Here is a 23,451-nt window from a genome sequence, read left to right as displayed (position 1 = left end):
AAATGTATATATTTTAACACCCTATAAATTGGAAATGTTTCCTATTCAATATTCTTTTCGCGATTCAACTCTCATACTACAATATTATTGTATCAGAACTTATACGAGGTCATTCTTAATTATTATTACGTCATAATAATCAATTGAAAGGAGAAATTTCTATATATGAATACATTTCATTTACCAGCTAATGATGAACATTCCATTTTCATTAGAAATTGGGCAATTGAAAAACCAAAAGCCATTGTACAACTCGTTCATGGGATGAATGAACATTCTAATAGATACAATGATTTTGCGATCTTTTTGAATCAACATGGTTACAGTGTTTATGCAACAGACCACCGTGGCCATGGCCAGTCTGCTTTATCGATAGATCAAATTGGCTATATTGGAGAAAATGGTTTTTCAAAAATGGTATCAGATGAGCATCAATTACAGCAGTTTATACAAGCTAAATATCCCAATAAACCCCATTTTATTATTGGTCATAGTATGGGATCTTTCATAACACAACGCTATATACAACTATTTGGGAAAGAGCTAACAGGAGCAATTTTAGTCGGAAGCGGAGGAGCTCGATCAGATGCTTTACTAGGAAGCTATGTAGCTACGATTTTTGAAAAGATAAATAAAGATAGTAGATCAAAACTATTAGAGGATATTATCTTTAACGGTTATAATTCAAAATTTGAAAAACGAACAAATTATGACTGGCTGGCAAATGATCCAATCGTGGTAGATCATTTTATACAGGATCCATACTGTTCGCATATCTTTCCACCAAGCTTCTATAGACAATTTCTAGCTTTTCTACATCTGGTATTCCAATCAGATAATGTCGATAAAGTGCCCATCAACCTTCCTATTTATATCATTTCAGGAAGTGACGACCCTGTAGGAAAATACAGTAAAGGTGTAAAAAAGCTCTATAATCAATATAAAGACCGATCTTTTACAAATGTTCATTATAAGCTTTATTCAAAAGGCCGACATGAAATTCTAAATGATTATGATCGCGTTTTGGTATATAATGATGTTTTGACTTGGCTTGAATCTACCATTCACAATACACAATGAAATCGGACACTTTAAACTGTATAGATGTGCTTTTTTATAGTTAGAATACTACAAAATAACAGAGCGTAAGCAAAAGGCTGTTTTCACAAACTTTATTGCTAGAAGGACGTTGAGCCTCCTCCGCTCCAATCGACCTTTTTATTAACTAAACTTATTTAAAATCAATAATCTTTTAGAAAACGGCCATACAAAATGATAGATGTCATTTAGTTTACGCTCTTTTACATGTGGTATTTATTTACTTTTCGTTACCATATTTTTAAATGATACATTTTTCAGTTTCCATTCTCCACCTTGAAAAAACCATGTTGACTTCAAAATCCCGATTTTATCAGAATCAGATACACCACTAACTTTTTGAATGCCTACAAGTCCTCTTCCTTGGAGGATATACGTTGGCTTTAAGATTGAATATTCTCCAATGATTAACTCAATAGGTTCATTCAGTTTTCCATTATGATAAAATCCGAGCTTTTCATACATCTCCTTTCTCGAGCTTACATCGATTTTAAAAGTTTTATCAAAAACTTTTATTTCTGCCTTATAATCATTTAAAAAACTCGCTTGTGCATTAACTGGTAGAGGAGCATCCATACTCACTTGTTTACCATCTTTAAAAGAAAATGCTAAGGCTTTAACTGTTTCTTCTTGATTCGAAGGCTCTATTACAACAAAAACATCTTTAATACTATCGTGATTTAAATCGGTTAGAGTTAAAAAAGGCTTTCTTCCATCTGGCAAAGTTATGCTTATTGGCTTATTGTGATTGTTTCCAAAACTAATCTGTAAAGTTAGATTTGTTAAAGTCAATGTTTGATCATTTAAGGGTGTTCCCTTTACTACAAGTCTATCGCGAATTTTATCTCCAGATACATCTTGTACCTGTATTTCTTGATAATCTTTTCTTTCCGTAGCTGAAATCTGATCGGCTCCTATAAACATAACAAATAGACTGTTAATCAGAATGAGTCGCTTCCATTTCTTCATCTCTTACACTCCTTTATTCTGCTATTTCAAATTGATAAAATAATCTGTTACTTTATATGAACTGTTTAATTCAATATCTTTTAAGATCCATTCATTATTTCGAAAAAACCATACAGAAACAATTTCTCCAATTGAAGTGTCAGGAAGTGGTCCTTTTAACTTTTGGACGGCTCTTACCCCTTTCCCATTTTTCGTTACAATCGGCATCAGCTGTATATAACCCTCACCCTTAAATGAATACGACCTTGTTACTTTTCCATTCGAATAAATTTCATATCGATCCCAATTTCTTTTCTTAGACGTCATATCTAACACATAAGTTTCACATGCAATACGTATTTCTACTTTGTATCCATCCAATAAAAGTGCAGTAATTTCAAGTAATGGTGGTGATTGCATCATTTTATTTTTTTGAACGACTAAATGATTAGTCCTTTCTTTATTTTGAGTTTGATTGATGGCTTCAGCACCATTAGAAAAGGTTATGATACTTGTCAAAGGAAGGATCACTTTTAATAATTTCATCATTTAACCTCCACCCATTTTTTATTTAACATGCCCAAAACTGTAATAATTATGAAATTATTACAAAATAACTATATCCTTTCCTTTATAAACAAAAATAAATCCGCGTACTCAACAAAAATTGTCGAATACTCGGATTTATTTTTTACATCTTTATTTTTCTTTAATTTCTCCATGCCAATACTCAACACCAGATGTATCATCTAATACATCACGATTAAATATCGGATCTTTACCTTGTTTACGCTGTGCGCGATAATCTTGTAATGCTCTTATAGCTACTTTATAAAGTAAAGCAATTGCTACGAGGTTAATTAACGCCATAACACTCATAAAGACATCAGCAAGCGTCCATACAACAGAAAGATTTGCAACTGCTCCAAAAATAACCATTAGGATTACTCCTACACGATATACATAAAGAGCAATTTTGTTATCCTTAATAAATTCAATATTTGTTTCACCATAATAATAGTTCCCAATAATAGAACTGAATGCAAAGAGGAAGATAGCGATTGAGACAAAGGTGCCAGCCCAAGGTCCAATATGCTCCATTAAAGCAACTTGTGTTAAGTTAATACCTTGTGCGTCTGTGGTTGTGGCATTTGATAGTAAGATGATAAACGCTGTAGCACTACAAATTAGGATTGTATCTGTAAACACTCCAAGAGTTTGAATTAAACCTTGTTTTACCGGGTGCGTAACAGCAGCTGAAGCAGCTGCATTCGGTGCACTACCCATACCTGCTTCATTTGAGAATAAACCTCGTTTAATCCCGTACATAATGGCAGCACCCATACCACCTGCAAATGCTTGATCTAAACCAAATGCACTTTCGATAATAAGCTTAAATAATCTTGGAATTTCAGTGATATTAATTATGACTACAAAAATCGCAATGGCTAAATATAGAAGAGCCATAACCGGTACAACAATTTGTACAACATGAGCGATTCTTTTAACACCACCAAAAATAACTAATGCTGTTAATAAAGCTAATACTAAACCAATGACAAATGTATTGATTCCATAAGACTCTTTAAATGCCATAGAAATGGTATTACTTTGTACAGAGTTAAATACTAAACCAAAACAAAATGTAATAATAACTGCAAAAACAATACCTAGTTTTCTATTCTTTAAACCTTTTTCCATATAGTAAGCAGGACCACCACGGTACCCGTCTTTATCTTTTACTTTATATACTTGTGCTAAAGTACTTTCAATAAAACTTGATGCTCCCCCAAGAAAAGCGATAAGCCACATCCAAAAAACTGCCCCAGGTCCACCAAAAGTAATAGCGGTAGCAACACCAGCTAAGTTCCCTGTTCCTACACGTGAAGCAGTACTAATACAAAAAGCTTGGAATGAAGAAATTCCTCTTTTACCTTCATTTGTAATAGTCGCTTTATCAGTTAAGAGTCTAAACATCTCGCCAAAATAGCGAAATTGTACGAAGTCTGTTTTAATTGAAAAGAACAAACCCAAGGATAATAATACTGCAATTAGTATGTACGTCAAAATACCATTATTAATGTTTTCTAAAATGCTAATCAAATTGTGTCCTCCATTTTCTAAATATTTGTGATAATCGTTATATTAATATAACAATTAGCCTACTATAATAATCTATCATTAAAATGGTATTTCCATCAAGCATTAAATATAAAATCCATAAACTGTTTATTTTTACTAATCTGTATGACCGCTTACAATATTTCCTTTTATTTACTTTTAATCAACGTTATACTATTATGCGAAAATCGGGTTTATTCTACCTAAATCATTTTGGTTAGAAACCTTAACACAGCTTGTGAAATCAAGAGCACATCTTGATTTATGAACAGCAAAAAAGCTGAAAGTACATTGCAATCTAACATAAATAGTTTGCAACAAACTTACAGCTTTTATTAATGAAAACTTATTCTAGATGAAAAAAAATAATTAAGAATGACTAGTCTATTCTCCAACTTCAGCTTTATTTATGGCCCAAAGTTTTTCAACATTGCCACTATCGGCAACATCAATGAGAAAAGACCCATTAGAATAACGATCCGAATAACTTAATGTACTCAAACCTACTTTTTCTACATGACCTCTCGATGTGAATAATAGAATTTCTTCCGTTTCTTTACCTATAGTCATTCCTACTATACGATGAGGATCTTTCTTCAATTCACGAAGCATTATCAAACCACGCTTCGCTCGCGTACCTTTATCGAATTCCTTCAATTTCATCTTTTTAATAGCACCACGATGTGTGGCTACAATCACAAGTTCTTCTTTGTCGTCAGAAATCAAACATCCGTTAACTACATAATCGTTTTCCTTAAGATTTATACCTTTAACACCAGCCGCACGAACCCCGACAATATTTACTTCTTCTTCAGAGAACCATAGACTATAACCTAAATGTGTGGCTAAAAAGACATCTTTCGTTCCATCTGTGAGATACACTGCAAGCAATTCATCATCATCTTTTAAATTTACAGCTACAAGAGGTTTTGAATAACGTTGAGCTTTATATTGAGATAATTCTGTTCGTTTAACCATACCATTTTTCGTTATAAACAATAAATATTCCTGTGTTTGGAAATCTTTTACATTGATCACATTAACAATCATTTCATCGCGTTCTATCGGTATGATATTTGCAACGTGTTGTCCGATTTCCTTCCATCTGATGTCTGGTAGTTGATGAACCGGACAGAATAAATAATTTCCTTTATTTGTGAATAATAAAAGATGATCGGTTGTATTTACCTCTTCTTGATACAACAACAAATCGGTTTCTTTCATACCGAAATCTTGACCGCCAGATGCTGCATAGGAACGTGGTGATGTACGTTTTACATAACCTTCCTTCGTAACTGTAACAATGACATCCTCACTAGCAACTAATACCTCTAAATTAATCACGATGTCTTCAATTTCATGTTCAATTTTTGATAAACGCTCATCGTTGTATTGCTTTTTGACAGCTTTTAATTCTTTTTTTATAACAGATAAAAGCTTTTTGTCACTTTCTAAAATCGATAAAAGCTCGGCAATTTTTGCTTTTAATTCTTCTTGCTCTGCTTGTAGTGCTGTAATATCCGTATTCGTTAAGCGATAAAGCTGTAAAGAAACAATTGCTTCGGCTTGTGCTTCAGAAAACTGGAACTTAGCTATTAAATTATTCTTTGCATCCCTTTTATCTTGAGATGCACGAATTGTAGCAATGACTTCATCTAAAATAGATAAAGCTTTCATTAATCCTTCAACAATATGCTCGCGATCGCGCGCTTTTTGTAATTCATACTTAGAACGATTCGTAACTACCTCTTTACGATGTTCAATATAGGCGTCTAATAAAGAACATAAGCCCATTAAAACAGGTCGCTTTCGATGAATTGCTACCATATTAAAATTATATGGAACCTGCAAATCGGTGTTTTTATACAAATAATGTAAGACACCTTGTGGATCAGCATCTTTCTTTAATTCAATAACAATTCTTAGACCTGTTCGATCCGTTTCATCACGAATTTCAGAAATACCTTCCACTTTACGATCGATTCGTAGCTCATCCATTTTTTTTACTAAGTTTGCTTTGTTCACTTCATACGGGATTTCTGTTATAACAATTTGTTGTTTCCCACCACGAACAGTTTCAACATCTGTCTTACCACGAATGATTATTTTCCCTTTACCCGTTTCGTATGCCTTTTTAATACCTTCAATCCCTTGAATAATTCCACCAGTTGGAAAATCTGGTCCTTTTATGACCGTCATTAATTCATCGACTGTACAATTCGGGTTATCCATTCTCATCATTGCTGCATCAATAACTTCTCCAAGCTGATGAGGCGGAATTTCTGTTGCATAACCAGCAGAAATTCCGGTAGAACCGTTGACTAATAAAGCTGGGAACATAGCTGGAAGAACTACAGGTTCTTCTGCCGTATCGTCGAAATTAGGAACAAAATCGACCGTTCTTTTTTCAATATCTCTTAACAGTTCACTTGAAATGGCTGATAAACGTGCTTCAGTATAACGCATAGCAGCAGGTGGATCACCATCAACACTACCGTTATTTCCATGCATTTCTACTAAAACTTTTCTAAGTTTCCAATCTTGACTCATACGTACCATAGCATCATATACAGAAGAGTCACCATGTGGATGATAATTTCCAATTACATTACCAACAGTTTTCGCCGATTTACGAAAAGGCTTCTCATTGGTATTACCTTCTGTATGCATGGCAAATAAAATACGTCGTTGTACCGGTTTAAGACCGTCTCTAGCATCTGGGAGTGCACGATCTTGAATAATATATTTACTATAACGTCCAAAGCGATCACCAATTACTTCCTCAAGAGGCAAGTCGCGATATTTCTCAACTGTTGACAAGTCTTACACCCCTTCCTCAGAAATAATCATATTAGTATTGTCTAAAATATTATCTTCCTCTTCCAAACCAAAGGCAACATGCGATTCTATCCACTTCCTACGTGGTTCTACCTTATCACCCATTAATGTTGTAACACGACGTTCCGCACGAGCAGCATCATCAATTAATACTCGAATCAATGTTCTTGATTCTGGGTTCATTGTAGTATCCCATAATTGGTCTGCATTCATCTCACCAAGACCTTTATATCGTTGAAGGACAGCTCCTTTACCCACTTTTTTCATTACATCTTGCAAATCATCATCATTCCAGGCATATTCTATTACCGCTTTTTTTCCTAAACCTTTGCTCACTTTATATAGTGGCGGAAGGGCAATAAAAACCTTCCCGTGTTCTATTAATGGTTTCATATAACGATAAAAGAAAGTTAGAAGTAATACTTGAATATGAGCACCATCTGTATCGGCATCCGTCATGATAACAACTTTGTCGTAATTAATATCTTCAATATTGAAATCAGGTCCTACTCCTCCACCAATTGCGTGGATAATTGTATTGATTTCTTCATTTTTAAATATATCTTGAAGCTTAGCTTTTTCAGTATTAATTACCTTACCTCGTAAAGGCAGAATTGCTTGGAAACGACGATCACGACCTTGTTTTGCAGAGCCACCTGCAGAATCACCCTCAACGAGATATAATTCATTTTTCTTCGGGTTACGTGATTGAGCTGGAGTCAGTTTCCCTGAAAGAATAGTTTCTCCTTTTTTACGCTTCTTACCACTTCTCGCTTCTTCTCGAGCTTTTCGAGCAGCCTCACGAGCTTGGAATGCTTTAAAAGCCTTTTTTATTAGTAATGCTGCTGTCTCAGGATTTTCTTGAAGGAAATAAGCTAAATGCTCTGATACAACGCTATCTACGCAGGATCTTGCTTCACTAGTACCAAGCTTACTTTTTGTTTGACCTTCAAATTGAAGCAACTCTTCGGGAATTCTGACAGAAATAATAGCTGCTAAGCCTTCACGTATATCTGTTCCTTCTAAATTCTTATCTTTCTCCTTTAATAAACCAGTTTTGCGCGCATACTCGTTAAAAACACGAGTCATTGCTGTTTTCGCACCTACTTCATGCGTTCCACCATCTTTCGTGCGGACATTATTAACAAAGCTTAGAATATTTTCTGAAAATCCATCATTAAACTGAAACGCAAAATCAACGTCTATTCCATTATTTTGACCGTTTATCGTAATAACATCATGTAACGAATCACGTTCTTCATTTAAATATTCCACGAAAGCCTGTAAACCATTTTCGTAGAAATAGGCTTCTTTTTCACCATTACGCTCATCAATTAATTCAATTTTCATACCTTTCAAAAGAAACGCTGCTTCTCTTAAACGTTCGGATAGTGTTTCATAATTAAACACAACTGTCGAAAAAATCGTTGCGTCTGGTTTAAAATGGATCGTTGTTCCCGTACTATTTGTTTTTCCTTTTTTCTCTAAAGTAGTTACTGGATTTCCACCATTTTCGAATCTTTGTTCATAAATTGAACCATCTCTTTTTATTGTTACGACAAGCCATTCAGATAAAGCATTTACTACAGAAGCACCTACTCCGTGTAAACCACCACTAGTATTGTATCCTCCTTGTCCGAACTTACCGCCTGCATGTAATACTGTTAAAATTACTTCAGGTGTTGGTTTACCTAATTTATGCATACCTGTTGGCATTCCGCGACCTTTATCTATAACACTAACACTATTATCTTTGTGTAACTTAATAATAATATGATTTCCATAGCCTGCAAGCGCTTCATCTACTGAGTTATCTACAATTTCATATACTAAATGATGTAGGCCTCTTGCATCGGTACTTCCTATATACATACCAGGTCTTTTTCTTACTGCCTCAAGTCCTTCTAATACTTGTATGGCATCATCATTATACTCAAATTGTTTTGTACTATTTGTTGCCACTAACATTCTCCTTCCACAAGCAAATCTACATTACTCTATATTTGCTTGAAAGTAAAACTAATATGTAATATGTTATATTATAACACAACAAGAACATCTGTTCGATATTCTTTCGTTTAGCTCCTTGCCTATTGTATCGCTAAATTTTATTTTCACAAATATGTAAACTTTACTTGGTTTTTTTTCTTTGATTTTACAACATTAGTGATAGTAACATAAATAAAACATTAATATGCAATATTTTTATATGATTTCTAGAAAAAAACTCACATACCTTCATTTGTTTTCACATTTATGTTTAAAATATTAAAAAATCTCCTAAAAAATACTGAGTAGGTGCTACTACAGATAGATTTTTTAATTGGCTGTTTTCGCATATTTTGTTGCCAATGAACAAGTACCATGTTGCTCGCTTAATAATGCGCGGGCGGTGAGGCGCCTCATGAATAAATATCACTTCATCTACTTTTCTATATGCTAAAAATAGAAAAAGGGTGTCAAAGAAGACCATTCTTTAATGACACCCTAAAATAAAGTGAAAATATAATCCGTTTCTATCAAGTGCTAACTCACACGAAAAACATCTTTGATTCTACTTCGTTTTAAGGAACAGTTCAGCCTAATTTGCATAATATTTCATTATCTTGTAATAGCATGCTCCACCTTAATACATCGATCCATAATGACAGTGTAACCTTTTTCTTTTAAAAATTGATAAGCTTCCTCATTTTCTACACCTAATTGTGCCCAAAATACATCAGCATCCATTTCATCAAATTCTTTCGCTAGTTCTGGAAGAAATTCGGAACGTCTAAAGATATTAACAATATCAATATGTCCTTCTATTTCCTTTAATGAATTTACTGCCTTTCTTCCTAACACTTCATCAACTGCTGGATTAACTGGGATAATTTCATAACCACTATCTTGCATGGCTTTTGATACCATGTAGGAAGTTCTCTCAGGATTATTAGACAAACCTACAACCGCTATAGTCTTAGCCTTTTTTAATATTTTCCCTATCTCTTCTCTTGATGGGTTTTCAATATTCATTCATATCGTCCTTTCTTTTCCATACTTTAATACCATTATGAATCATGATGTAAAATCTTTATGTATTAGATTAGAAATGTAAAGCTACATTTACTTTGAACGGTACTTTTTCTTTACTAATTTTAACCCTTGTTCGCCACATATACAAATGATAGTACCAATAATCAAACCGTTAGATAACAACGATATGAGGACTGGATGTAACCCATTGAACGCTTCAGTAGGTATAAACATGATACCCACTCCACTTAATAAGGATACTCCAATTATCATTCTCGTATTTGTTAAATCTTTTTGTATATCACTTAATGCCATACTGAGCATTCCTGCGAAGATAACAAAGCTAACTGAATATCCTACAGCTGGTGGCATTGCCGCAAAAACACTCATAATTGGTGGAAAAAAGCTTATGATGACAACAGCAATACTAGCTAAAATAAATGGTAGTTTAGAAGTTATACCTGTGGCTTGAATGAATCCTCCTGCACCTGAAATCGGTACAGAGCCTATTGTGCTAAACATTCCCGCTAATCCTTGAATAATACCACTAATTATACCTGTACGATTTACATTCGTTTGATCCACTTCCACATTCATACCTTTTAAAATGTTTTCTGTAATACGAATACTTGCGATCATATTAGCAATCAAAAGAATCGTAACAAACAACGCTGACACAATCATCCCGGTATTAAAAATAGGCTTCCCAAAAGCAAACAAATCAGGAAAAGACAAAATAGAAATCCCTGATAACTTAGGAGTTGGCGCTAAACCAAATAGTAAAAATAAGCACCATCCGACTACTAAAGCCAAAAGTATTGCATATTGTTTAATAAAACGAATTTTATTTTTGGTAAACCAAATGGTAATGGCTACAATGAATACACTTAATAATAGCATTTTCATATTAACAGTAGATTGAGAGTTTCCTAGACCCATCATCCCCTTTGCAAACGAACTGCTGAGTTGCAGAACGAGTAACAGCAAATACACACCTGTTACCGTAGGTGTAAATAAATGACTTAGTTTTTCAATTATTCCAAATGCACTTAATAAAATAAAAAAGATACTTCCAGCAATTAATGCCCCTTGAAGTGCTTGTAATGTCTCTAAATGTGATGTAAACAGTGTAGTCGACAAACCAGCATATAAAGCAAAAACTCCCCACCATAAGCCTGCTGGACCTTCATTAATTGGAAGTTTGTGACCGAAAAGGATTTGTAATAATGCCGCTAATCCTAAAATAAACACGGCGCGTTGAATAAATCCAGCCGTTTCAACAGTATTTAGTTGAAATAGTGCGGCAACTGCAATAGGCGCTACAATTGAGCTTGAAAACATGAAGGCAACCCATTGAACTGATGATAAAAATAATTTCATTTTCATTTCCCCTACTTTTAATTCGCAATATGATTCTCTGGATGATTTACGAAGAAAATCTTACAAATTATTTAATGATATAAACAAATTTTAAGACTTTAAATGGAATTTTACAAATCTCATGGTAAAATAATAACACGAGATTGTGTTAAAGAAAGGGCTTTATAATTATGATGATTTTTTTAGTAGTTATTCTTGCATACCTTCTAGGTAGCATTCCCTCAGGGTTATGGATTGGTAAAATTTTTTATGGGAAAGATATTCGTCAGTATGGTAGTGGGAATTTAGGTGGAACGAACACTTTTAGAACACTTGGGAAAAAAGCAGGTTTAACAGTGACCATTATGGATGTTTTAAAAGGTACACTTGCCACTTTTTTACCTTTTTTCTTGGGTGTAGACATACACCCATTAATTCCGGGAGCAATTGCTGTACTGGGACATATATACCCTGTATTTGCAGGCTTTAAGGGTGGAAAAGCTGTTGCCACTTCTGCTGGAATTATTTTAGGCTTTGCTCCATTACTATTTGTAGCTTTGTTCTTTACTTTTTTTATTTGTTTATACATCACAAAATACGTATCTTTATCAAGTATGATTAGCGCTGTTGTTGCATTTATCATTTCATTTTTCATTAAAGATATTCCATTAATTATCGTTATTGGATTAATTGTGGTATTTATTTTTTATCGACACAGAGCAAATATAAAAAGGATCAAGGAAGGTACTGAACCTAAAGTGAAGTGGATATAAAGTTATATACATACTTTATTTTCAATAAGCAACCTAAATGATAAAGAAGAACCATAGTGAATGGATGATACCGTAACTATGGTTTTTCTTTATATCTATAGCGTTAAAGCTGTTTTATTTAATATTTCTGCTTGTTTCGCTACTAATAATGTCAATTCTTCTAAGTCTGCGAGATATTATAGTAAATCTACCACAGCATAACCTTTTCCATGTTCACCAGCTCTAGCAGCCTCTATAGCAGAATTTAAAGATAACAAGTTAGTTTGAACAGCAATCCCCTGTACAAGTATGACAAATTCGGATATTTGCTTGAGAGATTTATTAAAAGAGACTATATTCGTTTCTACATCCTGGGTATGTATTCTTATACTATAAATTTGATCAGAAAGATTTCCAAGACGAGATTACGCTTCCAAAACAATCTGTTGTTCGAAATTGAGAATTTTAGTAGCAGCTAAAATTAAATGTTTTTGATCTTCTTGATGATTTGCAAATTGATAAATAAGATAAATGATTTCACTTAGAAAGTTTTGAAATGCTGTAATATACCACTTTGGCTCCAAGCCAATTACATAATGAATATGAGCTACTTTCAAACGTTTATTAATATATGGAGTGTCTATTGTTCCGTTAAACATTTCAATTTTTTGAGATGATAAATTAGACTTTAACTTTGCCCAAGAGCTATTTTCCTCTATAATTTTTTTCAGTTGATCAATTTGATATAAAATTTGATAAAAACTTTCAACTAGATGACCAATTCGATCAATAATAATCGTTTGCCTATCTCCCATTTGCTTTTTCTATCCATATTGGCTTTATTTGCTTTTTACCTCCAAAAACCTCCATACTTTGTTCTCCTTTCCCAATTTAAAGATGAGTTAAAAATGTTATAGCATTGTCACATGTCACCTAATTATCTTTTAATATTTTCGTATATTATGAATATAATGAAAATTAAAACCAAAAAAAGAGGAGGTTAATAAACATGCAGCTTCATCATCAACAATTAGCTAAAAGAAAGCCCTTTCTTTGCATCTCAACAACTGATTATGAACAACATAATGAATTCCCCTTAGAAATTTATCGAATGAAAAATGATAATGAAATTCTCCCTACAGAATTTCTTACAAAAATAACAACATTTGACGACTTAATCCATTTTATCGAAGAATGGGACTAAAGAATTACAAACATACATTTATTATTGTCTCTTTGTCGTATTATGCCAATAAAAGTCTAATATTGTTATTAATTGTTGATATCCCTCTTCTGAATGCTACTTCAATATTGATTACTACTTAAAGCATGGAATTCAATATATAGAATTCCATGCTTTTTATTGTATTTTTCCATGTTCATACTTATAATGTTATTTAATAGTAAAATAGGTATATTTATACACCATTTATCCGTAGATCCATCTTTCTATTCAATTTCCACTAACTTTTTTCCTATGAAGTGAGGTTACTTTATGTCATTAAAAACGAAATTTATCGCAACTATTCTATGTTCATTACTATTGATTATTACGATATGCACATCCTTTACGTACATCGTCTCCCAAACGCTTACAAATAATAGCAGACAACTTACAGCTGACATCTCTAAAGAAGTGTCAGAAAAAGTCAATCGAATTTCAGAGCAACAGACTGGATCTGTCACTACACAAAAAGAGGTTCAATCCTATTCGAAATCCCTGTTAAAAGATATCAATTCTGAAATTAATCAAGTCGAGAAACGTTCAGAGACAATGCTAAGTCATTTATTCATTGCACAATTAATTATTTTAGCTGTTCTAATCTCTATTTCCGTTGGAATTAGCATTTATATTACTAGATATTTTATTAAACCTATTAAAGATTTATCTTCATTTATGAAACAAGTATCAGATGGAAACCTTAGCGAAACTATGCAGGTAGATAAACAAGATGAAGTAGGCATATTATTCTCATCTGTAAACAAAATGATTACGAGTTTCAGAGAAATGATATCTAAAATTACTGGTATTGTGAATCAAGTCGATCATGACTCTCACATTTTAAATCAACAAGCTGAGGCTACATCTTCAATTTCCGAAACAGTGAGTGTAGCAATGGTACAAATTGCTTCTGGTTCAGAACAACTTGCAGAGGATATGGTTAATATATCGTACAATGTAGAAAGTAATGTAGGTGCTGTTCGTTCAATGAATAATAATATCCAAACCATTATTACACATATGGACAAAACAAAATCCTATACTTCTCAAGGAAAGGATGCCATGGCAAACTTAAGTACTAAAATGATCCATATAAGCAATCAAGCGAATGAATCTACAAGTATCATGAAGTCATTAGATAGTAAATTACAAACGATATCAGATATTACAATGCTTATTCATTCTATTTCTGAACAAACGAATCTTCTATCGTTAAATGCATCTATAGAAGCTGCAAGAGCAGGTGAGCATGGTCGAAGTTTTACCGTAGTTGCCCAAGAAGTAAAAAAACTTGCTGATCAAAGTAGTCATTCTGTTGAAAAAATTTCAACTTTAATACAAGATATTCAGAGTTCTTCTTCAAAAGCTTTATTTAATATTGAACAAGGCAAACGAATCGCCAATCAAGGTGCTGAATTATCTAAAGAAACTGAAAAGAGCATTAATCAAATCTATCAATTTATTTCAAATCTTGCTGTTGATATCGAAGAAATTGCCGCAGCCAATGATATTTTAAATCAAAGTAGTGATTCTATCTCTCATTCAGTGGATAGCGTAGTTTCTATTTCTGAACAAACTAGTGCTGGTGTTCAAGAAGTTGCAAGTACGTCTGATGAAAATAAACGTTCAGTAGAATCTGTAAAAGAAATATCAAAAAATCTAAAAGTGCTAACAAATGAGCTTCGTCTTCACATTTCGCATTTTCAAATTTAAAATGATAAATTAGTTCTCTACATCACACAGATTTCTTATAATTATGATAGTATATAGGAGCGAGGGAGTGATCATGTATGAATATCTACATTTCAAATGAAGCAGCACAATGGTATGAAAATGAATTTGACTTACAAGAAGGAGATCAAGTCCGTTTTTTTGCTCGATATGGCGGAGTAAGTACTATTCAAAGTGGTTTTTCTCTTGGTATATCTGTGGATGAACCAAATGCTATTGGTGCTAAAATCGAAAAAAATAACATTTTATATTATATTGAAGAAAATGATTTATGGTATTTCGATCAACATGATTTACATGTGAAATTTGATACTATTTTAGAAGAGCCTATCTTTTCATTTGAGTAAACCAAACAATAACATATAGTGAGAAAAAACGAGAGGGAAAAGTCCTCTCGTTTCTTTATTACGATATGTATTAGTTATTTTTTATTATTCTCATAGGCTTCATGTAATTCAGGATATCGGCGTTTCACAGAAATCGGACGGAAGCTCTCTTTTTTCACACATACATGTGAGGAAGTTGCCGTTACCGCCACTTCTCCATTACTATTTAAAATTTCATAACCATATATAGTCTTTATTCCATTATATTCTTCAATCCAAGTATATACTGTAGCAACCTCACCGTATGTTACTGGCTTTTTATAGGATATATTAACATCTAAAACAGGTGATAAAATGCCATCCTTCTCCAAATCTGCATAGTTAAAACCTAAATCTTTTAGAATTTGAGTTCTTCCTAACTCTAACCATATAACATAATTAGCATGATATACGATGCCCATTTGGTCTGTTTCTGCATACCTAACTTCTATTTCTTTTTTAGATATAAACATTTATGTATTCACTCCTCTTTGACTAAAAAACTGATTTAATAGCTCTAATTATCTTTAATGTCGGCTTACATTCATATATAAAGAAAAGTCTGATTATGAAAGGATATTCACGAGTTTACTACCGAAAGTATGACTTTTCTCCCTTTCCAAGAATATTAACAAAGAGCCTATTTAATAAGTTTACCATATGAAGCTTAAATCAGACGAATAAAAGCATAAGTCACATCTGATAGAGCCTCTAAATGTATTTAGTAAAAGAAGCAAACATCGTCAATCCTTATCGGATACAGAAAAGGATAAAAGCATTCAGATGAAAGCCTTTATCCTTTCTGTTACACTTCATATTAGATTAGAGTAGACAACCTACTCACCCTTAGTCTGTATGACCTGAGCATGTTGGCCAGATTGATCTTGCATTTTTTTCCCTTTATTGCCACCAAAGGCTCTGGACTTTGTCCCGATATGGTTAGGAGCAAAATGCTTTGAATCTTTTTTAGGATTACCCATGTGACCCCTCCTCCTTCATATTATGTACATCTGAAAGAGAAAGATGTATCAAGCTATTCTGCCTTTTGTAAATGACGTTTTTCTAATCGATCTTCTATCTTTTCAATTGCTTTACTGTCTTTTAATAATTCCATTTTATTTTCTAAGACTAGGTCTTCAAACGATAATTTTCTTCTTCTTTTCATTTAATCACCCTCTTACATTTAATGATATTACCCATTTTTCTAAAAATTCAAACAAATTATAGCGTTATTGTTACAGATAATAACTAATTATCTGACTCTAACGATCATAGGATTAGTATGGCTAATAAAAAGATTATTTAAACAATTTACTTAAAAGAAAAGCTGAATAAAGTATTTGTTAAATGATGTTTTCACATCGTTCGTCGCCTATCAACTATCAACTGAAAAAAGGGTGAGTTGATTTTCGCTCCAATCAACTATTTTATGCTCACCTTATTCAAACCATGTTAAAAATAGGTATTCATACAATATAGTATCCTTTGTATAAATACCCTGTTTTTGTAGGTTAAAACCTACATATTTCCCATTATTTCCACGATCGTCTCATAGGACATTTGACCAATATGTTTTTCTTTAATAATTCCCTGTTCATCAATAAAATAGGTAGTTGGAAAGGAGATAATATCGTAAGGTCTACTCATCTCATCCTTTATATCTAAAAGAATAGGAAACGTTAAATGATAATTCTCTACAAAACCTTTTACATCATTGTCTGTATCCATATTTACAGCTAGTATTTCGATCGAATCACCTGCTTCTTGATAATATTTTTCCATATCAGGCATTTCTTCTCGACAGGGTCCACACCAGGTTGCCCAAAAGTTCAATATGACTTTCTTCCCTTTATAATCAGATAAAGAAACTTGCTCACCCTGAAGATTCTCCAAAGTAAAGTCAGGTGCCTTTTGATTATCCTTTACAACAGGTAACTTAGCTTCCTCTTTACGATCCATCGCTTGCACTAAAGCCACTGAAATTAGAAGCACTAGAATAACTCCTGCTACTATTTTTTTTACCATACCCATCCCCCTTATCTTCCCCTAGTCTTTATTTTAGCGTAGAAAAAATCCCAGTACAAACCTATCAATGTAATTTTTGTAAATAATGTACACATAATGGAAATACCGTCACAACCTATTCAAATTTTAACCGTGATCGATAATAGACTCCTCTTCCCTATTTACCCCAATTTTACAAGAATAAAAAAACGGTTCATTTAGTAAAATCCCTTATCATTTACCCAATAACAGGAAAAAGCTAGCTTAAAATAACTAAAGCTAGCTTTTTTCCAATCTTACCTTTCATTCACTATGGTTTTAAAATAAGCTTTTTCCCTGAAACATCTTTTGTTTTGGTTACATGATAAGTGCCATTCACCCAATCTTCCATTTGATCTTGATACCACTTACTTTTCAAATGTCCAGATTGACCTGGGCCAACTAAATGCTCTGCTTTGGTTAAATCCGATAGATCTGCTACGAACCTCCATGAACCTCCATGATTTACTATGCCTTCTTCTGTAAAAGCAGCTGCTTGAACGGTTACAGAGCTACCAGCAGCCGGGATACTGCCTTTACTATTAAATAGATATTTTAGAGGAGAAACACTAGAAATAGGATGATCAAAACGGATTTGGTGATAATCTCCCCACTTCCATTTTTCCATATTCTTGCCTTGCATATCTGTAATATCAGCAAGCGTTTTTTTAAGTGATTTCTCTAATAGCTTCTCAACACCACCTTGATCATTAATCCATGGACCTGGATTTTTATCCAAGCCATTACGAAGCAGCTGATCGACGACCGATCTCTTCCCATTAAATAATTTTAAAGTTTCCTCAGGAATTTGCTCCTCAAATAAGACATTTTGAATCTTTGTCATCCATAAATTAAATATGAGTGGAGCAGAAGCTTCTTCTTTATCTTGAAAATCCCATTTCTCTAAAATGTCCAATGCCTTCTTCATTTCCTTATCCTTTACCTCATCAAGAGTTTCTATAAATTGAGGTACAAACTCTTTTGCTTGAAGATTAGTCACATCCATTTGAAGGTTTTTCATATCTTTAGCAGTTAATTGTTTATTTGACTTTAGAAACTCTTGGATACGCATTTGTCTGTATGGTTGAGCCCAATGATTGCTTATATGATAAGGATAATCATCTGAAATAACTTTATTATTCGCCGTTGAAATAAAGCCTTCTTTAGGATTTACCACTTTCGGTAATTTATCATACGGTATAAAGCCCGTCCATTCATATTCATTGGTCCAGCCCGGTACTGGAAGCATACTATCACCTTTCTTACGAATCGGGATAGTACCATTTGCTTTATAAGCAATAGTTCCATCTGTAGAAGCAAAAACAAAGTTTTGAGCAGGAGTATTGAATTTTTCTAATGCCTTTTCAAATTGTTGCCAATTTTCTGCCTTATTCATGTTTAGAACTGCTTCTAATTCAGCAGATGGATCAAGTGCCGTCCATCTTAATGATAGTACAGTATTTGAACCACTTTCACCCGCAAATTCTGATATGATTGGACCATGACGAGTAATAGCTACTTGATAATCTATCGTTTTTTGTTTCTTCACTTTAATAGGTTCTTTTACGATTTTTGCTTTTTCCCAGTTATTCATATATAAGTATTCATCTTGATTATTTTCATTTCTTTTTTCAATATAAAGATCTTGCACGTCCGGTCCTGTATTTGTAACACCCCAGGCAATTTTGTTATTATGACCTAGAATAATCCCTGGTATTCCAGCAAATATGACACCGCTTACATTTACTGTCGGTGCCTCTAACTGCATTTGATACCAAACGGAAGGGGTTGCTAATCCTAGGTGAGGATCATCAGCTAACAGTGGTTTCCCACTTTTCGTTTTCTCTCCACTGACAACCCAGTTATTACTACCATTAAACTCGTAAGGTACTATAGCACTTGCAAAGCTTTTTTGTAAATCTAATTCTTGCTTACTAATAATAAAGGGGGCGTCTTTTGGATATGAGGGAAACAAATCGTACGCTTTTTCTTTTGAAAACGTTTGTAATAAGTATTGTCTAAATGCCTGATCTTCCCAATTCCCACCTAAATCAAAAGCCATATATTTACCTATTGTTAATGAATCAATCTCAGACCACTTTTCTGGCTCATAACCTAGTATCGTAAATTCAACTGGTAATTTACCGTCTTCTATCGCTTCCTTCATATACAAGTTTACACCTTCAGCAAACCAAGCTAGAACATCCTTACCATTTTGAGTATAAGCATTATAAGATTCTTCAGCAGCTCTTCTTAAACCAAGAGTCCTAAAAAATTTGTCCTTTTCAACAGTAGCTTCACCTATAACTTCACTTAATCGGCCTGAAGCCAGTCTTCTACTTAAATCCATTTGAAATAATCGATCTTGTGCCTGAACATATCCTTGAGCTATGTATAAGTCACGTTCATTTTCCGCTTTTACATGTGGAACTCCTGATGAATCTCTTAATACTGTAACTTGAGTTGTTAAAGTTGCTAATTTTACCTCCCCGTCAATTTGTGGCAACGATCGAGAAACATACATATTGGCTCCTACAAGTGCCGCAATAAACAAAAAAATAATAATACCAATAGACCAAAGCGCGACTTTTTTCCATCGTTTCTTTGGCTTTTTTTGCTGCAGAACAGCTTCCATCCTTCCAACCCCTTCAAATAAAGTGAACTTACCCCAGCGATGTTGTTCACCCACCACTGGAGGTAAGTAGAACGAATCAAGTTCTAACAAATTCTACGCTAAATCACAACTTCAACTTCCTCATTTATTAGTGTTAACCAACGTGACTGAAAGAGTTTGTTAGAATGAAAAATCACAAATAATTCCTCGATACATAATTCGACAAGAGTTCTCGCTTTCCTTTTTTTACTAAAATTATATTTCGAGTTAGGAAATATTTTGTTTTTATTTGCACCGAAATGAAACCGTTCTGGTTAACAATAAATGGCTGTATTCGCATCCTTTGTAGTCTATGAATAAGTAATGAACATAGGGTTGAATTAAAATTCCCCTCTATGATGCTCAATTTGCGAGAGGTGATTCTTTTTAGAAAGCTACCCAATAAAAAAAGTTCGAATTAAAGGATCCTTTAATTCGAACTTTTTTCTTTTATTTAAGCCATTCCGTATGGAAAATACCATCCTTGTCAACTCGTTCATACGTATGTGCACCAAAATAATCACGTTGCGCTTGCAGTAAATTCGCTGGTAATCTTTCTGCACGATAGCTATCATAATATGATAGTGCTGCTGAGAAGCATGGAACAGGAATTCCACTCATGACAGCTAGTGCAATCACTTCACGAAGAGAAGCTTGATAGCTTTCTACAACGTTTTTAAAATAGTCATCTAGTAATAAATTTTGTAAATTCGGGTTTCGATCATATGCTTCTTTAATATTTTGTAGGAATTGTGCTCGAATAATACAGCCTCCTCTAAAAATCATGGCAATATCTCCGTATTGTAAATTCCAATTATATTCCTCTGATGCTAATCGCATTTGTGCAAATCCTTGTGCATAGGAACATATTTTACTCATAAACAGCGCTCTTCTAACTGCTTCGATTAACGCTTTTTTATCCCCTTCATACTTCATAGCTTTAGGACCTGTTAATTTTTGACTAGCAATGATTCTTTCTTCCTTCATCGCTGAAAGGAAACGTGCAAAAACAGATTCAGTGATGATTGGAAGAGGTACACCTAGATCAAGAGCACTTTGACTCGTCCATTTCCCTGTTCCCTTTTGACCAGCACGATCCAAGATAATATCAACCATAGGTTTTCCTGTTTCGTCGTCATATTTACTAAATATGTCCGCTGTAATTTCCATTAGGTAACTATCAAGCTCACCTTGATTCCATTCAGTAAATACATCATGAAGTTCTTTCGCATCTAAATCTAGAACATTTTTTAATAAGAAATATGCTTCACAGATTAATTGCATATCTCCATATTCAATTCCATTATGAACCATTTTCACATAATGACCAGCACCATCCGGTCCGATGTACGTTGTGCAAGCATCGCCATTTACTTTAGCGGAAATTTCTTGAAAAATCGGCGCTACCAAATCATACGCTTCTTTTTGTCCACCAGGCATGATAGAAGGTCCTTTAAGCGCTCCTTCTTCTCCACCAGATACACCTGTTCCAATAAAATGAATACCTAGTTCACTTAATTCTTTATTTCGACGAATAGTATCTTGGAAAAATGTATTCCCACCATCAATTACAATATCACCTTTCTCTAATAAAGGTTTTAATTGTTGAATAGTAACATCTGTTGCTGCTCCAGCTTTAACCATTAGCATAATTTTTCTTGGTCTTTCAAGCGAATGAACAAATTCCTCTAATGTATATGTAGGTAAAATCTTTTTCCCTTTGGCTTCTAACATCATTTCGTCTGTTTTTTCACGAGAACGATTATAAACTGAAATTGCATATCCTCTACTCTCAATGTTAAACGCTAAATTCTTACCCATAACAGCAAGACCAATAACACCAAATTGTTGCATAATGTAACTCCCCTTCTGTAGTCAATCTTTTTCTAGTTTCCTTTTACATTATTCTTTCAAAATAATAAAACAATTATTTTTAAAATAAAAACTACTCTCTATATTCTATACTATTTTCATAGCTATTTCCTAGTAATACAACTATTTCATTAAGTCATCTAAAAAATCTTTACTAAAACTCGTTTTTGTTATCGTTTTTGATGATTGATTTTTTGATGATTTAGCAGCTTTTTGAATAATGTTTTGTCCATATTTTTTCTTCAATTCTTCAACTGTTTTCAATAATGGTTCTTGTTTAGCATCTTCTTCATAAGAAAAAAGATCTAATTGCTTTGTAGCTTCTGTACTTTCAATAACATCAAAAGCTGTTACACCTAATAATCGAACTGGATTCCCATCCCAATTATTTTGAAAAAGTTCTTTTGCTTTTTCATATATTTCATCCTCTTTATAAATAGGATTCAGCACCGTTTGACTACGGTTAATTGTTTTTCGATTTTGATATCGAATTGTTATACCTATTTTCGTACCTAAAAGCTGTTTTTGATCTAATCGTGATGACACTTTCTTCGATAACTTTTTAATTACATTTAGTAATTCCTTTTGATTACTTACATCTTTAGGTAGGGTAGTAGAATTGCCTACACTTTTATAATCAAAGACAGATTCAGGATCCACTGGTGAATGATGAATGCCATTTGCTTTTTCTTTTAACTTTAAACCATTTATACCTAATAGGTTTTTTAGCTGAATTTCACTAGCATGAGCTAGATCTCCTATCGTTTCTATTCCAATGGCACGCAATTTTTCAGCTGTTTTTTCGCCAATTCCATGCATTTCAGCTGTTTTTCTAGGCCATAAGATTGTTGGAACATCTCGCTTTCTTAAGATAGTAATTCCCATAGGTTTTTTCATATCAGAAGCTGTCTTAGCAAGAAATTTGTTAGGAGCAATGCCAATGCTGCAAGGAAGATCCAGCGTTTGAAATACTCTTTGTTGGATACTACGAGCTATTTCGATTGGAGAACCTAAATGACTGCAATTGGTAATGTCTAAGTAACCTTCATCAATAGAAACGGGTTCCACTAAATCCGTATAGGTTCTCAACAATTCAAATATCCCTTGTGAAGCAGTACGATATTTGTCAAAATCAGGACTTTTCACAATTAATTGTGGACATAGCTTTTTCGCTTCCCATAAAGACATCGTAGTCTTAACACCATATTTACGAGCCTCGTAACTACATGTAACTATAATACCGCGTCTTTCCTCAGGGTTTCCTGCAATAGCTAATGGTTTTCCTTTTAAACTAGAATCATAAGCCATTTCAACTGAAGCGTAAAAACTATTCATATCAACATGTAAGATGACTCTACCTTTTACTGGATACATACTATTCAAATCTCTCACCATACCGTCGCTTATTATACCGTTATTTTAACAAAAGAAGTT

20 protein-coding genes and 1 pseudogene are annotated in these 23,451 nt (G+C 33.5%); 5 read left to right on the top strand and 16 right to left on the bottom strand.

Annotation, left to right across the window (positions count from 1 at the left end):
- Window positions 1-165 precede the first annotated feature (165 nt).
- On the top strand, window positions 166-1,080 hold the full coding sequence (locus BN349_RS23445) for an alpha/beta fold hydrolase (protein ID WP_019241402.1): 915 nt from the start codon (window positions 166-168) through the stop codon (window positions 1,078-1,080).
- Between the two features lie 234 nt (window positions 1,081-1,314).
- Here the strand turns inward: BN349_RS23445 and BN349_RS24785 are convergent, their stop codons facing one another.
- The 7 genes from BN349_RS24785 to BN349_RS06095 all read right to left on the bottom strand — a co-directional run bounded on the left by BN349_RS24785 (window position 1,315) and on the right by BN349_RS06095 (window position 11,400).
- A complete protein-coding gene (locus BN349_RS24785) occupies window positions 1,315-2,067 on the bottom strand; it encodes a hypothetical protein (RefSeq protein ID WP_019241401.1) in 753 nt (250 codons plus the stop codon).
- A gap of 21 nt (window positions 2,068-2,088) precedes the next feature.
- Window positions 2,089-2,595, bottom strand: coding sequence for a hypothetical protein (locus BN349_RS06125; protein ID WP_148335289.1), 507 nt, complete (start codon window positions 2,593-2,595; stop codon window positions 2,089-2,091).
- Window positions 2,596-2,745: 150 nt separating this feature from the next.
- Entirely contained in the window at window positions 2,746-4,149 is a 1,404-nt protein-coding gene (locus BN349_RS06120) for an amino acid carrier protein (RefSeq protein WP_019241399.1), read from the bottom strand.
- Window positions 4,150-4,551: 402 nt separating this feature from the next.
- The gene (gene parC, locus BN349_RS06115) at window positions 4,552-6,987 is read right to left on the bottom strand and encodes a DNA topoisomerase IV subunit A (protein ID WP_019241398.1); all 2,436 of its coding nucleotides are present in this window, start codon (window positions 6,985-6,987) and stop codon (window positions 4,552-4,554) included.
- A gap of 3 nt (window positions 6,988-6,990) precedes the next feature.
- The gene (gene parE / locus BN349_RS06110) at window positions 6,991-8,973 is read right to left on the bottom strand and encodes a DNA topoisomerase IV subunit B (RefSeq protein WP_034293678.1); all 1,983 of its coding nucleotides are present in this window, start codon (window positions 8,971-8,973) and stop codon (window positions 6,991-6,993) included.
- Window positions 8,974-9,606: 633 nt separating this feature from the next.
- On the bottom strand, window positions 9,607-10,020 hold the full coding sequence (locus tag BN349_RS06100; protein WP_019241395.1) for a CoA-binding protein: 414 nt from the start codon (window positions 10,018-10,020) through the stop codon (window positions 9,607-9,609).
- Between the two features lie 90 nt (window positions 10,021-10,110).
- Entirely contained in the window at window positions 10,111-11,400 is a 1,290-nt protein-coding gene (locus BN349_RS06095) for a purine/pyrimidine permease (protein ID WP_019241394.1), read from the bottom strand.
- Between the two features lie 170 nt (window positions 11,401-11,570).
- Here BN349_RS06095 and plsY point away from each other — a divergent pair, with 170 nt between their 5' ends.
- Entirely contained in the window at window positions 11,571-12,152 is a 582-nt protein-coding gene (plsY, locus tag BN349_RS06090) for a glycerol-3-phosphate 1-O-acyltransferase PlsY (RefSeq protein ID WP_019241393.1), read from the top strand.
- A gap of 188 nt (window positions 12,153-12,340) precedes the next feature.
- On the opposite strand, the pseudogene BN349_RS26605 reads toward plsY, so the two are convergent.
- Together BN349_RS26605 and BN349_RS06080 are read right to left on the bottom strand one after the other, a co-directional pair.
- Window positions 12,341-12,529 (bottom strand): annotated as a pseudogene (locus BN349_RS26605) (methyl-accepting chemotaxis protein); the annotation flags it as partial.
- A gap of 27 nt (window positions 12,530-12,556) precedes the next feature.
- The gene (locus BN349_RS06080; protein WP_019241392.1) at window positions 12,557-12,946 is read right to left on the bottom strand and encodes a protoglobin domain-containing protein; all 390 of its coding nucleotides are present in this window, start codon (window positions 12,944-12,946) and stop codon (window positions 12,557-12,559) included.
- Window positions 12,947-13,140: 194 nt separating this feature from the next.
- On the opposite strand from BN349_RS06080, the gene BN349_RS06075 reads away from it, so the two are divergent.
- From BN349_RS06075 to BN349_RS06065, 3 genes are all read left to right on the top strand, one after another.
- Window positions 13,141-13,335, top strand: a complete 195-nt coding sequence (locus BN349_RS06075) for a hypothetical protein (protein WP_019241391.1) — start codon at window positions 13,141-13,143, stop codon at window positions 13,333-13,335.
- 291 nt (window positions 13,336-13,626) lie between these two features.
- Window positions 13,627-15,066, top strand: a complete 1,440-nt coding sequence (locus BN349_RS23435) for a methyl-accepting chemotaxis protein (protein ID WP_019241390.1) — start codon at window positions 13,627-13,629, stop codon at window positions 15,064-15,066.
- 77 nt (window positions 15,067-15,143) lie between these two features.
- Window positions 15,144-15,431, top strand: a complete 288-nt coding sequence (locus BN349_RS06065) for a HesB/YadR/YfhF family protein (RefSeq protein ID WP_019241389.1) — start codon at window positions 15,144-15,146, stop codon at window positions 15,429-15,431.
- Between the two features lie 74 nt (window positions 15,432-15,505).
- Here BN349_RS06065 and BN349_RS06060 read toward each other — a convergent pair whose 3' ends face one another.
- The 7 genes from BN349_RS06060 to BN349_RS06030 all read right to left on the bottom strand — a co-directional run bounded on the left by BN349_RS06060 (window position 15,506) and on the right by BN349_RS06030 (window position 23,400).
- Window positions 15,506-15,922: an acyl-CoA thioesterase gene (locus BN349_RS06060; RefSeq protein WP_019241388.1), complete on the bottom strand. Its 417-nt coding sequence runs from the start codon at window positions 15,920-15,922 to the stop codon at window positions 15,506-15,508.
- Window positions 15,923-16,285: 363 nt separating this feature from the next.
- Window positions 16,286-16,429: an acid-soluble spore protein N gene (locus tag BN349_RS06055; protein WP_019241387.1), complete on the bottom strand. Its 144-nt coding sequence runs from the start codon at window positions 16,427-16,429 to the stop codon at window positions 16,286-16,288.
- Between the two features lie 53 nt (window positions 16,430-16,482).
- Window positions 16,483-16,614: an FbpB family small basic protein gene (locus tag BN349_RS25270; RefSeq protein ID WP_019241386.1), complete on the bottom strand. Its 132-nt coding sequence runs from the start codon at window positions 16,612-16,614 to the stop codon at window positions 16,483-16,485.
- A gap of 353 nt (window positions 16,615-16,967) precedes the next feature.
- On the bottom strand, window positions 16,968-17,474 hold the full coding sequence (locus BN349_RS06045) for a TlpA disulfide reductase family protein (RefSeq protein WP_019241385.1): 507 nt from the start codon (window positions 17,472-17,474) through the stop codon (window positions 16,968-16,970).
- A 289-nt stretch (window positions 17,475-17,763) separates the two neighbouring features.
- Window positions 17,764-20,127 (bottom strand): penicillin acylase family protein, encoded by a 2,364-nt coding sequence (locus BN349_RS06040; RefSeq protein ID WP_019241384.1) that lies wholly within the window; start codon window positions 20,125-20,127, stop codon window positions 17,764-17,766.
- A gap of 468 nt (window positions 20,128-20,595) precedes the next feature.
- Window positions 20,596-21,999 (bottom strand): NADP-dependent phosphogluconate dehydrogenase, encoded by a 1,404-nt coding sequence (gene gndA, locus BN349_RS06035; protein ID WP_019241383.1) that lies wholly within the window; start codon window positions 21,997-21,999, stop codon window positions 20,596-20,598.
- A 141-nt stretch (window positions 22,000-22,140) separates the two neighbouring features.
- Window positions 22,141-23,400, bottom strand: a complete 1,260-nt coding sequence (locus tag BN349_RS06030) for a DNA polymerase IV (RefSeq protein ID WP_026089196.1) — start codon at window positions 23,398-23,400, stop codon at window positions 22,141-22,143.
- Between the last annotated feature and the right edge of the window lie 51 nt (window positions 23,401-23,451).

The sequence above is a fragment of the Bacillus sp. AP8 genome, from assembly GCF_000321185.1.
Lineage (GTDB): Bacteria > Bacillota > Bacilli > Bacillales > DSM-1321 > Bacillus_AD > Bacillus_AD massilioanorexius.
The sequence above is the reverse complement of the archived record's forward strand: the minus strand, read 5'-3'. Positions and strand labels throughout refer to the sequence as shown.

Coding starts and splice junctions, on each gene's coding strand:
- BN349_RS06060 (WP_019241388.1), bottom strand. CDS start 15,922: ATGTTTATATCTAAAAAAGAAATAGAAGTTAGGTATGCAGAAACAGAC.
- BN349_RS06040 (WP_019241384.1), bottom strand. CDS start 20,127: ATGGAAGCTGTTCTGCAGCAAAAAAAGCCAAAGAAACGATGGAAAAAA.
- BN349_RS06080 (WP_019241392.1), bottom strand. CDS start 12,946: ATGGGAGATAGGCAAACGATTATTATTGATCGAATTGGTCATCTAGTT.
- BN349_RS25270 (WP_019241386.1), bottom strand. CDS start 16,614: ATGAAAAGAAGAAGAAAATTATCGTTTGAAGACCTAGTCTTAGAAAAT.
- parE (WP_034293678.1), bottom strand. CDS start 8,973: ATGTTAGTGGCAACAAATAGTACAAAACAATTTGAGTATAATGATGAT.
- BN349_RS06095 (WP_019241394.1), bottom strand. CDS start 11,400: ATGAAATTATTTTTATCATCAGTTCAATGGGTTGCCTTCATGTTTTCA.
- BN349_RS06055 (WP_019241387.1), bottom strand. CDS start 16,429: ATGGGTAATCCTAAAAAAGATTCAAAGCATTTTGCTCCTAACCATATC.
- BN349_RS06075 (WP_019241391.1), top strand. CDS start 13,141: ATGCAGCTTCATCATCAACAATTAGCTAAAAGAAAGCCCTTTCTTTGC.
- plsY (WP_019241393.1), top strand. CDS start 11,571: ATGATGATTTTTTTAGTAGTTATTCTTGCATACCTTCTAGGTAGCATT.
- BN349_RS24785 (WP_019241401.1), bottom strand. CDS start 2,067: ATGAAGAAATGGAAGCGACTCATTCTGATTAACAGTCTATTTGTTATG.
- BN349_RS06100 (WP_019241395.1), bottom strand. CDS start 10,020: ATGAATATTGAAAACCCATCAAGAGAAGAGATAGGGAAAATATTAAAA.
- BN349_RS06125 (WP_148335289.1), bottom strand. CDS start 2,595: ATGATGAAATTATTAAAAGTGATCCTTCCTTTGACAAGTATCATAACC.
- gndA (WP_019241383.1), bottom strand. CDS start 21,999: ATGCAACAATTTGGTGTTATTGGTCTTGCTGTTATGGGTAAGAATTTA.
- BN349_RS23435 (WP_019241390.1), top strand. CDS start 13,627: ATGTCATTAAAAACGAAATTTATCGCAACTATTCTATGTTCATTACTA.
- BN349_RS06045 (WP_019241385.1), bottom strand. CDS start 17,474: ATGGTAAAAAAAATAGTAGCAGGAGTTATTCTAGTGCTTCTAATTTCA.
- BN349_RS06065 (WP_019241389.1), top strand. CDS start 15,144: ATGAATATCTACATTTCAAATGAAGCAGCACAATGGTATGAAAATGAA.
- BN349_RS23445 (WP_019241402.1), top strand. CDS start 166: ATGAATACATTTCATTTACCAGCTAATGATGAACATTCCATTTTCATT.